The 11,644-nt window shown below is 73.0% G+C and carries 9 protein-coding genes; 8 read left to right on the top strand and 1 reads right to left on the bottom strand.

What is annotated here, in order from left to right; genetic code table 11:
* Positions 1–2: 2 nt before the first annotated feature.
* The 8 genes from AB0K37_RS22880 to AB0K37_RS22845 all read left to right on the top strand — a co-directional run bounded on the left by AB0K37_RS22880 (position 3) and on the right by AB0K37_RS22845 (position 10,371).
* A complete protein-coding gene (locus AB0K37_RS22880) occupies positions 3–728 on the top strand; it encodes a VIT1/CCC1 transporter family protein (RefSeq protein WP_363984235.1) in 726 nt (241 codons plus the stop codon).
* Between the two features lie 70 nt (positions 729–798).
* A complete protein-coding gene (locus AB0K37_RS22875; protein ID WP_363984233.1) occupies positions 799–1,590 on the top strand; it encodes a hypothetical protein in 792 nt (263 codons plus the stop codon).
* A gap of 52 nt (positions 1,591–1,642) precedes the next feature.
* Entirely contained in the window at positions 1,643–2,902 is a 1,260-nt protein-coding gene (locus AB0K37_RS22870) for a hypothetical protein (RefSeq protein ID WP_363984231.1), read from the top strand.
* A 111-nt stretch (positions 2,903–3,013) separates the two neighbouring features.
* On the top strand, positions 3,014–3,157 hold the full coding sequence (locus AB0K37_RS22865; RefSeq protein WP_345175395.1) for a hypothetical protein: 144 nt from the start codon (positions 3,014–3,016) through the stop codon (positions 3,155–3,157).
* A 79-nt stretch (positions 3,158–3,236) separates the two neighbouring features.
* Positions 3,237–7,808 (top strand): glutamate synthase large subunit, encoded by a 4,572-nt coding sequence (gene gltB / locus AB0K37_RS22860; protein ID WP_363984229.1) that lies wholly within the window; start codon positions 3,237–3,239, stop codon positions 7,806–7,808.
* Positions 7,809–7,826: 18 nt separating this feature from the next.
* Positions 7,827–9,290: a glutamate synthase subunit beta gene (locus AB0K37_RS22855; protein WP_363984227.1), complete on the top strand. Its 1,464-nt coding sequence runs from the start codon at positions 7,827–7,829 to the stop codon at positions 9,288–9,290.
* Positions 9,291–9,420: 130 nt separating this feature from the next.
* Positions 9,421–9,855 (top strand): helix-turn-helix transcriptional regulator, encoded by a 435-nt coding sequence (locus AB0K37_RS22850; protein WP_363984225.1) that lies wholly within the window; start codon positions 9,421–9,423, stop codon positions 9,853–9,855.
* 72 nt (positions 9,856–9,927) lie between these two features.
* On the top strand, positions 9,928–10,371 hold the full coding sequence (locus tag AB0K37_RS22845) for a VOC family protein (RefSeq protein WP_363984223.1): 444 nt from the start codon (positions 9,928–9,930) through the stop codon (positions 10,369–10,371).
* Between the two features lie 18 nt (positions 10,372–10,389).
* On the opposite strand, the gene AB0K37_RS22840 is transcribed toward AB0K37_RS22845, so the two are convergent.
* Positions 10,390–11,541 (bottom strand): pyridoxal-dependent decarboxylase, encoded by a 1,152-nt coding sequence (locus AB0K37_RS22840; protein WP_363984221.1) that lies wholly within the window; start codon positions 11,539–11,541, stop codon positions 10,390–10,392.
* Positions 11,542–11,644 lie beyond the last annotated feature (103 nt).

Genomic DNA, 11,644 nt, shown 5'->3' with positions numbered 1-11,644 from the left:
CGGTGTCCGACACAGGAGAGAAGCAGGGCGTACGGCCGGAGCAGCACCATCAGCACCGGGACGTCACCGGCGGCTGGTTGCGGCCCGCGGTGTTCGGCGCGATGGACGGGCTGGTCTCCAACTTCGCTCTGATCGCGGGGGTCGCGGGCGGCCAGGCGACCCAGAAGGTCGTGCTGCTGGCGGGCCTGGCGGGCCTGGCCGCGGGCGCGTTCTCGATGGCGGCGGGGGAGTACATCTCGGTCGCCTCCCAGTCGGAGCTGGCGCAGGCGGAGATCGAGGTGGAGCGGCTGGAGCTGGCCCGCCACCCGGTGGCCGAGCAGCGGGAGCTGGCCGAGGTCTTCGAGGCGCGCGGCGTCGACCCCGAGACGGCCGCCGAGGTCGCGCGGCAGCTGTCCCGCGACCCCGAGGAGGCCCTGGAGGTGCACACCCGGGAGGAGCTCGGGGTGACGCCCGGCGACCTGCCCTCGCCGGTCCTGGCGGCGGGCTCGTCGTTCCTGTCGTTCGCGGTCGGCGCGCTGCTCCCGGTGCTGCCGTACCTGCTGGGCGCGACCAGCCTGTGGCCCGCGGCGGGCATCGCGGCGCTCGGGCTCTTCTGCGCCGGGGCGCTGGTGTCGCGGATCACGGCCCGGCCGTGGTGGTTCGGCGGGTCGCGGCAGCTGCTGTTCGGCGCCGCCGCGGCGTTGATCACCTACGGGTTCGGCGCACTGATCGGCAGTAACGGGCTGTAGCCCCAAGGAATCTGGGCGAAACACCCTTTTGGCCGCGCGAGGGGGATCCGGACCGCTAAGCTCCGGGGCTGTGATCGAGGCTTCTGACACCGGTTCCGCCGAGGCCGCCGAGGGCCGCCGGCGGGACTTCTGGCCGGAGGACAAGTCCGGCCGCAAGCTCCCCAGTCCGAAGCTGCTGCTGGGCGCGGCCGCCGCGCTGGTCGCGGTGATCGTCGCTGTGGTGGCGGTGGTCCTGCTGACCGGCGGCGGTGACGAGGCGAAGCCGCAGCAGCGCGCGGTGCCGACCGCCTACGCGCCGGACTACCTCGGCGAGGGCTTCGCCAAGCTCGCCTCCCGCTCGAACGACCCCCGTCCGATCACCGAGGGCGAGGCGTTCTCCACCAAGACGCTCAAGTCGGGCAAGTACACCTTCACGCTGGCCGAGTCCCAGCTGAGCTCCGACTGCAAGGCCGCCACCTGGGGCGACCGGCTGCAGGGCGACCTCGCCAAGTTCCAGTGCACCCAGGTCGCCCGCGCGGCCTACGTCAGCGCCGACAAGAAGCACGTCGGCCAGTTCGCCGTGATCAACCTCGTGAGCGAGGAGGGCGTCAAGCAGATCCTCCGCGACCTGGAGCCGGCGACCGCGGCCGGCTGGGTGTCCCCGCTGCAGCCGAAGGGCGTCCCCGCGTTCGGGCCCGGCTTCACCGCCGCCTACACCAAGACCTACGGCCACTACGCCGTGGTCACCTGGGTGGAGCGGGCCGGCGGCGCGCAGCCCGCCTCGCTGAACGAGATGATCGATGTGAGCCTGGCCATCGAGAACGCCGCCGACTTCCTGTACGGGCGCCTCGACCTGGTCTCCGGCGGGAAGACCGGGCAGTGAGCCGGCCGGGTGCGGGCGCGCCGCCCGCCGGCGGCGAGTAGTCTGCGCGGTCGTGGATCCCGATGAGCACCGCCGCGGCGGCTCGGGGCGGCCTCCGGTGAGCCGCCCGGGCCGCCGGCAGCCCCCCGCGCGCCGGACCGCGCAGTCCCGGTCGGGCGGCTCGCGCCGCACCCCGCCGGCCCGCCGCCCCGCGGCGCGCCGGGAACGCCCCGCCCCGCCGCCGCCGCGGGCGCCGTACGACGACGCCCCGTACGAGGACGCCCAGTACGGGGACCCCCAGTACGGGGACGCCCAGTACGGCGACGCCCAGTACGGGGACGCCCAATACGGGGACGCCCCGTACGAGGAGGCCCCGTACGGGGACGCCGTCCAGGACGACGCGGTCGCGTCGGAGGACGCTCGCACCACCCGCCCGCCGGAGGGCCGCGCCGGCGGCCAGGCCCGTTCCAGGCGTCCGGAGAAACGCGGCAAGGCCGGTGGCAAGGCCAAGCGCGGGCAGGCGAAGAAGGCGGGCAGGGCATCGGGACGTCCCGCCGCGCCGGAGCGCCGGCAGGGCGGGGCACGGGGCGCGGGCGGGCCGAACCCGAAGCTGTACTTCGGCGCGGCGGCCGTCCTGGGCGTGCTGGTGCTGCTCGGCGTCGGCGCGGTCGTCCTGGGCGGTGGCGACTCCGGCCCCAAGGCCAGGGACGCGGCCGGCGCGCCGATCGGCCGGCCCGTCGGGACGGGCCCGTCGCCATCCTCCTACTCCAACTCGCCGTCCAGCGCCGCCTACGCCGGGATCGCGAACCGCAGTGCCGATCCCCAGCCCCTCACGGAGGGCGAGGCGTTCCCGTCATCGGCGGCGAAGCTGCCCCTTCCGGACGGGAAGGTCTCGGTGAAGCTGCGCGCCAAGCGGCTCGACGGCGACTGCGCCGCCGCCGTGTGGGGCGGGTCCGTCGGCGAGGAGCTCGCCAAGGGCGGCTGCACGCAGGCGGCGCGCGGGATCTACTCCGACACCGAGCACGGCTACGCGCTGGCCGTCGCCGTGTTCAACCTCGCCGGGTCGGCGGACGCCGACCGGTTCGTCGCCCGGCTGGAGACCACGATCGGCGCGGGTTTCGTCCGGCCGCTGGAGGCGCCCGCCCCGCTGGACCGGTTCGGGCGGGGCTTCGGGATGGCGCGGGGCCTCGCGATGGGGCACTTCGCGGTGGTGTCGTGGGCGCAGCGCCTGGACGGCAAGGGCGACGAGAAGGACGAGACCCTGCTGTCGCTGCTGATCGAGGGCGGCAAGGCCCCGGCGGTGCTGGTCCGCGCGGCCCGCGGGACCGGCTGAGCCCCGTCCGGCGGCCCGAGCCCGGCCCCGGGTTTGGGGGAGCCCCGGGTTTGCGGGAGGGCGCTTTTCGGTAGGTCTTTGACGGAGCGCCGTAAACATCGCGTACCGGTGATGAGCCTCACCGAGGTCACGGCGTTCGGCTTCCGGGCCCAGCCGGTAGCCTGGTCTAAACCAATCCGAGATGACGCACGCCCGATCGCCACGAAGAAGTTTCGCGATCTGGTGCAGTCGGGCATGATCCCGGCAGTGATGTAATGTCATCTCACCGCAGCAGGGCCAACGTCGTCCCGTGCCGCACTGACATCGAAGCAGTGACACGACGACGGGAGGGTTGATGGCTGCTGCTGCCCTCACACCTGATGGCCGTGCACCGGGCCGCCCCCAGCCGCAAGGTCTGTACGACCCGGCCAACGAGCATGACGCCTGCGGCGTCGGCATGGTCGCCGACCTGCACGGACGCAAGAGCCACGACATCGTCCAGAACGCCCTGGACGTCCTGAAGAACCTGGACCACCGAGGGGCCGTCGGCGCGGAGCCGGACGACGGCGACGGCGTCGGCATCCTCGTCCAGATCCCTGACGCGTTCTTCCGCGAGGTCTGCGACTTCCCGCTGCCCGCGGCCGGCGCCTACGCGGCCGGCATCGCGTTCCTCCCCGCGGACGGCGACGAGCGCGCCGCCGCGGTCGCCCACATCGAGACGCTGTGCGTGGAGGAGGGCCTGACGGTCCTCGGCTGGCGCGAGCTCCCGCACGACCCGCGCTTCACCGGCCCGGCCGCCCGCCGGGTGATGCCGAACTTCGCGCAGCTGTTCGTCGCCCCCGCGGAGGGCGGCCCGCACGAGGGCCGGACCGGCCTGGAACTTGACCGCGCTGTGTTCTGCATGCGCGAGCGCGCCGAGCAGGACGTGCGGGTCTACTTCCCGAGCCTGTCCAGCCGCACGATCGTCTACAAGGGGATGCTGACGACCCCGCAGCTGGAGCCGTTCTTCCCCGACCTGTCGGACCGCCGCTTCACCAGCGCGATCGCGCTGGTCCACTCGCGGTTCTCGACGAACACGTTCCCGGCCTGGGAGCTGGCGCACCCGTACCGGTTCATCGCCCACAACGGCGAGATCAACACCGTGAAGGGCAACCGGAACTGGATGCGGGCCCGCGAGGCGCTGCTGAAGTCCGACCTGCTGCCCGGCGACATCTCCCGGATCTTCCCGGTGATCGACATCGAGGCGTCCGACACCGCGTCGTTCGACGAGTGCCTGGAGCTGCTGCACCTGGGCGGCCGGTCGCTGCCGCACGCGGTGCTGATGATGATCCCGGAGGCGTGGGAGAACCACACCGAGATGGACGCCGAGCGCCGGGCGTTCTACGAGTTCCACTCCACGCTGATGGAGGCGTGGGACGGCCCCGCCAGCGTCAGCTTCACCGACGGCACCGTCGTCGGCGCCGTCCTGGACCGCAACGGGCTGCGCCCGGGCCGGTACTGGGTGACCGACGACGGCCTGGTCGTGCTGGCCAGCGAGGCCGGCGTGCTCGACATCCCCGCCGCCAAGGTCGTCCGCAAGGGCCGCCTGCAGCCCGGCAAGATCTTCCTCGTCGACACCGCCGCCGGGCGGATCGTCGAGGACGACGAGGTCAAGGCCGAGCTGGCCGCCGAGCACCCGTACGGGGAGTGGCTGCACGAGGGCCTGGTCCGGTTCGAGGAGCTGCCGCAGCGCGAGCGGGAGATCCCGACCCACGAGACGCTCGTCCGGCGGCAGCAGACGTTCGGCTACACGCTCGAAGAGCAGCGGATCATCCTGACGCCGATGGCGCGGACGGGCGCGGAGCCGATCGGGTCGATGGGCACCGACACCCCGATCGCGGTGCTCTCCGAGCGCCCGCGGCTGCTGTTCGACTACTTCAAGCAGCTGTTCGCGCAGGTCACGAACCCGCCGCTGGACGCGATCCGCGAGGAGCTCGTCACCTCGCTGCAGTCCACGCTCGGCCCGGAGGGCAACCTGCTGGAGCCCGGCCCGGACTCGTGCCGTCGCCTGGTGCTGCCCACCCCGATCCTGGACAACGACGAACTGTCCAAGATCATCCACATCGACGACGAGGGGTCGCTGCCGCACCTGGCCGCGCACGTCGTGCAGGGCCTGTACGACGTCGCCGGCGGGGGAGAGGCCCTGCAGGCGCGCCTGGAGGAGATCAACTCCGAGGTCAGCCGGGCCATCGAGGCCGGCGCGCGGATCATCGTGCTGTCGGACCGCGGCGCCGACTCGGCCCGCGCCGCGATCCCGTCGCTGCTGCTGACCGGTGCCGTGCACCACCACCTGATCCGGGAGAAGACCCGCACCCAGGTCGGCCTGGTGATCGAGACGGGCGAGGCCCGCGAGTGCCACCACATGGCGCTGCTCATCGGGTACGGCGCGTCCGCGATCAACCCGTACCTGGCGATCGAGACCGTCGAGGACCTCGTGCGCGGCGGCGTGATCGAGGGGACGGACCCGGCCAAGGCCGCCCGGAACCTGGTGAAGGCCTACGGCAAGGGCGTCCTGAAGATCATGTCGAAGATGGGCGTGTCCACGGTCGCCTCCTACACCGGCGCGCAGATCTTCGAGGCGATCGGGCTCGGCGCGGACGTGGTGGCGCGGTGCTTCACCGGCACCACCTCGCGGCTCGGCGGCGTCGGCTTCGACGTGCTGGCCCGCGAGGTCGCCGAGCGGCACGCGCGCGCGTACCCGCCGCGCGGCAACGACCTGGCGCACCGCACCCTGGAGGTCGGCGGCGAGTACCAGTGGCGCCGCGAGGGCGAGCCGCACCTGTTCAACCCGGACACGGTGTTCAAGCTGCAGCACGCCACCCGCACCCGCCGCTACGAGATCTTCAAGGAGTACACCTCCAAGGTCGACTCGCAGGCCGAGAAGCTGATGACGCTCCGCGGGCTGTTCCGGCTCCGCGAGGGCGAGCGCGAGCCGGTGCCGATCGAGGAGGTCGAGCCGGTATCGGAGATCGTCAAGCGGTTCTCCACCGGCGCGATGTCCTACGGCTCCATCTCGGCGGAGGCGCACGAGACCCTCGCGATCGCGATGAACCGCCTCGGCGGCAAGTCCAACACCGGCGAGGGCGGCGAGGACCCGGCGCGCTTCGTCCCGGACGAGAACGGCGACCTGCGGCGCAGCGCGATCAAGCAGGTGGCCTCCGGCCGGTTCGGCGTGACCTCGGAGTACCTCACCAACTCCGACGACATCCAGATCAAGATGGCGCAGGGCGCCAAGCCCGGCGAGGGCGGCCAGCTGCCCGGCCACAAGGTCTACCCGTGGATCGCCAAGACGCGGCACTCCACCCCGGGCGTCGGCCTCATCTCGCCGCCGCCGCACCACGACATCTACTCGATCGAGGACCTGGCGCAGCTCATCCACGACCTGAAGAACGCCAACCCGGCGGCGCGCGTGCACGTCAAGCTCGTCTCCGAGGTCGGCGTCGGCACGGTCGCGGCCGGGGTATCCAAGGCCCACGCCGACGTGGTGCTCATCTCGGGGCACGACGGCGGCACGGGCGCGTCCCCGCTGACGTCGCTCAAGCACGCGGGCGCGCCGTGGGAGCTCGGCCTCGCCGAGACCCAGCAGACGCTGCTGCTGAACGGTCTGCGCGACCGCATCGTCGTGCAGACCGACGGGCAGATGAAGACCGGCCGCGACGTCGTCGTCGCGGCGCTGCTCGGCGCGGAGGAGTACGGTTTCGCGACCGCGCCGCTGGTGGTGTCGGGCTGCATCATGATGCGGGTCTGCCACCTGGACACCTGCCCGGTCGGCGTCGCCACCCAGAACCCCGTGCTGCGGCAGCGGTTCTCCGGCAAGCCCGAGTTCGTGGTGAACTTCTTCGAGTTCGTCGCCGAGGAGGTCCGCGAGTACCTGGCGGCCCTCGGGTTCCGGTCGCTGGACGAGGCGATCGGCCACGTCGAGATGATCGACACCCGCGAGGCGGTCGAGCACTGGAAGGCCGCCGGCCTGGACCTGGCGCCGATCCTGCACGTCCCGGCGCTGGCGGAGGGCGCGGCCCTGCACCGCGTGGTCGAGCAGGACCACGGGCTGGAGAAGGCCCTGGACAACACGCTGATCCAGCTCGCCGAGGGCGCGATCTCCTTCGGCGACCCGGTGCGGCTGGAACTGCCGATCCGCAACGTCAACCGGACGGTCGGGACCATGCTCGGCCACGAGGTGACCAAGAAGTGGGGCGGCGGCGGGCTGCCCGACGACACCATCGACGTCACCTTCACCGGTTCGGCGGGCAACTCCTTCGGCGCCTTCATGCCGCGCGGCGTCACCCTGCGGCTCGTCGGCGACGCCAACGACTACGTCGGCAAGGGCCTGTCCGGCGGGCGGGTGACGCTGCGGCCTCCGCGGGACGCGGGGTTCGCCGCCGAGGAGCAGATCATCGGCGGCAACGTGATCCTGTACGGGGCCACGTCCGGCGAGCTGTTCGCCCGCGGGGTCGTCGGCGAGCGGTTCTGCGTCCGCAACTCCGGCGCCACCGCCGTCGTCGAGGGCGTCGGCGACCACGCCTGCGAGTACATGACCGGGGGCCGCGCGGTGATCCTCGGCCGGACGGGACGCAACCTCGCGGCCGGCATGTCCGGCGGCATCGCCTACGTCCTGGACCTGGTGCCCGAGCGGGTCAACGGCGAGATGGTCGACCTGGAGCCGCTGGACGCCGCGGACGCCGAGTCCGTCCGGGCGCTCACCGAGCGGCACCTGGCCGAGACCGGCTCGGCGGTGGCGCGGCGGCTGCTGGAGGACTGGGACGCCGCCGCGGCCCGCTTCACCAAGATCATGCCGCGCGACTACCGGCGGGTCCTGGACGCGATGGCCCAGGCCGAGGCAGAGGGACGCGACGTCGACGAGGCCGTCATGGCCGCGGCGCAGAGCTGAGAGAGGGGGACTTCCAACATGGCTGACCCGAAGGGTTTCCTCACCGTCCGGCGGGAGCTCCCGAAGCGCCGCCCGGTCGACGTGCGGATCAGGAGCTGGTCGGAGGTCTACGAGGACTTCGGCAAGGACCGGCTGGAGAAGCAGGCGAGCCGCTGCATGGACTGCGGCATCCCGTTCTGCCACCAGGGCTGCCCGCTCGGCAACCTCATCCCCGAGTGGAACGACCTCGTCTACCGCAAGGACTGGCAGGAGGCCGTCGAGCGGCTCCACGCCACCAACAACTTCCCGGAGTTCACCGGGAGGCTGTGCCCGGCCCCGTGCGAGAGCGCCTGCGTCCTCGGCATCAACCAGGACCCGGTGACGATCAAGCGGGTCGAGGTCGAGATCATCGACCGTGCGTTCGCGGAGGGCTGGGTGCGCCCGCAGCCGCCGGCCGTCCAGACCGGCCGGAAGGTCGCGGTGGTCGGCTCGGGGCCCGCGGGCCTCGCCGCCGCCCAGCAGCTCACCCGCGCCGGCCACGACGTCACGGTGTACGAGCGCGCCGACCGGATCGGCGGCCTGCTGCGCTACGGCATCCCCGAGTTCAAGATGGAGAAGCGGCACCTCGACCGGCGCCTCGCCCAGATGAGCGCCGAGGGCACCGCCTTCCGGACCTCGGTGAACGTGGGCGTCGACATCACCGCGGACGACCTGCGCGCGTCGCACGACGCCGTGGTCCTGGCGGGCGGCGCCACCGCGTGGCGCGACCTGCCCGTCCCGGGGCGGGAGCTCAAGGGCGTCTACCAGGCGATGGAGTACCTGCCGCCCTCGAACAAGGCGCAGGAGGGCGACTACGACGAGTCGCCCATCTCGGCCGAGGGCAAGCACGTCGTCGTCATCGGCGGCGGCGACACCGGCGCCGACTGCATCGGCACCGCGATCCGGCAGGGCGCCGCGTCGGTCACCCAGCTGGAGATCATGCCGCGGCCGCCGCAGGCGCGCCCCGAGGGGCAGCCGTGGCCGACGTACCCGATGCTGTTCAAGGTGGAGAGCGCCCACGAGGAGCTCGCCGACATGGGCGGCGACCGCGTGTACGCCGTGTCCACCACCGAGTTCCTCGGCGACGCGGACGGCAACGTCCGCGCGCTGAGGCTGGTGGAGGTCGGCGGCCCGCAGACGGGGTTCGCGCCCGTCGAGGGCACCGAGCGGGAGATCCCCGCCGAGCTGGTCACGCTGGCCATGGGCTTCCTCGGCCCGCAGCGCGAGGGGCTCCTGGAGCAGCTCGGCGTCGAGCTGGACCAGCGCGGCAACGTGGTCCGCGACCGCGACTACCGCACGTCCGTGGACGGCGTGTTCGCCGCGGGCGACATGGGCCGCGGTCAGTCCCTGATCGTCTGGGCCATCGCCGAGGGCCGCGCCGCCGCGCACGGCGTCGACGCCTACCTCGGGGGCCGGACGGACCTGCCGTACCCGATCCCGCCGACGGCGCGCCCGATCGCCTGACCCGGCAAGCGCGGAGCAGGGCCCTGGAGGATCTCCTCCAGGGCCCTGCCGCCGCGCCGCCCAGCCGCGGCGGAGTCCTCGCCGGTCGGCGGCGGGTCTCCCTGTCGGTGCGGTGTGCCAGCATCGGGCCATGGGAAACGTTCGGACGGGCACGCCGCCCACCCTGGACACCGGCGTGCTGCGCCGGATGAGGCTCGCCCGCGACGCCATGGACCGCGAGTGGGCCGAGCCGCTGGACGTCTCCGCCGTCGCCGCCCGCGCCGGGTACTCGCGCTACCACTTCGTCCGGCTGTTCCGCGAGGTCTACGGCGAGACGCCCGGCGCCTACCTCACCCGCCGCCGCATCGAACGCGCGCAGGACCTGCTCCGCACCGCCAACCTGACCGTCACCGAGATCTGCATGCAGGTCGGCTTCACCAGCCTCGGCACGTTCTGCACCCGTTTCAAGCAGCAGACCGGGACGACGCCCACCGAGTTCCGCAGGCGCGCCCGCGCCGGCGCCACCTCCGCCATCCCCGGGTGCTTCGTGATGTTCTGGGCGGGCGGCTTCCGCAAGCAGCAATAACGGAGAAGCCCGGGCCGCTCTCCGCGCCCTAGCGTGAACGCATCGACCCCGTTCACCGAAGGAGACACCGGCATGATCACCAACCTCGGGCTGGCCACCGTCTGGGTGCTCGACCAGGACTCGGCCAAGGAGTTCTTCACCGACAAGCTCGGCCTGGAGGTCCGCGACGACATGACGCTCGGCGAGGGCGGCATGCGGTGGGTCACCGTCGGCGCCAAGGACCAGCCCGAACTGAGCCTCGCCCTCATGATCCCCGGCCCGCCCACCATGGACCCCGACTCCGCCGCGCAGATGAGGGCCCTCATCGCCAAGGGCGTCCTCGGCGCCGGCGCCTTCAACACCGACGACTGCCAGGCCGAGTACGAGCGCCTGTCGGCCCGGGGCGTCGAGTTCGTCCACCCGCCCCAGAAGCGCCCGTACGGCATCGAGGCGATCTTCCGGGACGACTCCGGCTGCTGGTACAGCCTCACCCAGACCTTCGACGAGCTCGACGAGACCGTGCCCTGGAACGGCTGAGCGGACCGGGGGAGCGGATCAGCCGGCGATGCGGGCGCCGAGCTCCCGGAGCACGTCCACCAGCCGCTCCACGTCGGCCTTCGTCGTCCGCCAGTTGAGCGGAGCCGGGCGGAACACCGTCATGCCCCGGTAGGTGCTGGTGCCCGCGTAGACGCGGCCGTCCGCCAGCAGCGCCTCGCCCAGGCGCGCGTTCAGCTCGTCCAGGTCCTCCTCCGGGACGCCGTCCGGGCGGTACCGGAAGCACACGACGCACAGCCGCACCGGGGCGAGCAGCTCCAGGTCGGGCGCCGCCTCGACGAGCCCGCCCAGATGGGCGGCCACGTCGAGGTGACGCTCCACCATCTCCCGGTACCCGTCCCGCCCGTACGCCCGCAGCGTCGCCCAGATCGGCAGCGCCCGCGCGCGGCGGGACGACTCCGGGCCGAGCATGTTGTAGTTGACCCGCTCCTCGTCGGCGTCCGGCAGGTACGCCGCGCCCCACGCCCCGAACGCCCGGCTCAGCGACGCCGGATCGCGCACGAACGAGAACCCGCTCTCGTACGGCACGTTCAGCCACTTGTGGCCGTCCGCCGTCACCGAGTCCGCCCGCTCGACGCCCCGCGCGAGATGGGCCGTCCGCGGGCTGAGGGCCGCGAACAGCCCGAACGCGCCGTCCACGTGCAGCCAGGCCCCGTGCCGCTCCGCGAGGTCCGCCAGCTCGGCGACCGGGTCGCTGTCGCCCGTGTCCACCTCGCCGAGGTTCGCCACGATCACCGCGGGCCCGCCCGCACCGGCGAGCGCGGCGTCCATCGCCTCCAGGTCGACCCGCCCGGCGTCGTCGCGGGCGAACGTCCGCAGGGTGTCGCGGCCGCACCCGAGGATCTGCAGCGCCTTGCGCGTGCTGACGTGCACGAGCCCGCTGCTGAACACCGGCATCTCCGGCAGCCCCGCCAGCCCCCGCGACGCGACGTCCACGCCGTGCCCGTCCGCCCACCACTGCCGCGCGGCCGCGAGACCCGCCACGTGCGCGAGCGTGGCGCTCGGCGTCAGCACGCCCCCGAACCCCGCGGGCAGGCCGAACAGCTCCTTCAGCCAGCGCAGGACCACCGTCTCCGCCCGCGCCGCCAGCGGCGACGCCGGCCACAGCCCGGCCGCCTGGTCGAGCAGCGACGCCGTCCAGTCGCCGGCCATCGCCGCGAGACTTGGACTTTTCAGGCCCTGACCTGCAGTGAGGAAGGCCATAGTTTAGGGATCCGGGTTGACAGCCCGCGAACCGCCCACGGCGGCGGGTCGC

The sequence above is a fragment of the Actinomadura sp. NPDC049753 genome, from assembly GCF_040674655.1.
Lineage (GTDB): Bacteria > Actinomycetota > Actinomycetes > Streptosporangiales > Streptosporangiaceae > Spirillospora > Spirillospora verrucosospora.
Note: the sequence above shows the minus strand (reverse complement) of the source record. Positions and strands in the feature narration are given on the sequence as shown.

What these genes read in the sequence shown, in the direction of transcription:
- AB0K37_RS22865 (WP_345175395.1), top strand. Translation starts at nt 3,014, where the DNA reads ATGAGCCTCACCGAGGTCACGGCGTTCGGCTTCCGGGCCCAGCCGGTA.
- AB0K37_RS22840 (WP_363984221.1), bottom strand. Translation starts at nt 11,541, where the DNA reads ATGGCCGGCGACTGGACGGCGTCGCTGCTCGACCAGGCGGCCGGGCTG.
- gltB (WP_363984229.1), top strand. Translation starts at nt 3,237, where the DNA reads ATGGCTGCTGCTGCCCTCACACCTGATGGCCGTGCACCGGGCCGCCCC.
- AB0K37_RS22855 (WP_363984227.1), top strand. Translation starts at nt 7,827, where the DNA reads ATGGCTGACCCGAAGGGTTTCCTCACCGTCCGGCGGGAGCTCCCGAAG.
- AB0K37_RS22845 (WP_363984223.1), top strand. Translation starts at nt 9,928, where the DNA reads ATGATCACCAACCTCGGGCTGGCCACCGTCTGGGTGCTCGACCAGGAC.
- AB0K37_RS22850 (WP_363984225.1), top strand. Translation starts at nt 9,421, where the DNA reads ATGGGAAACGTTCGGACGGGCACGCCGCCCACCCTGGACACCGGCGTG.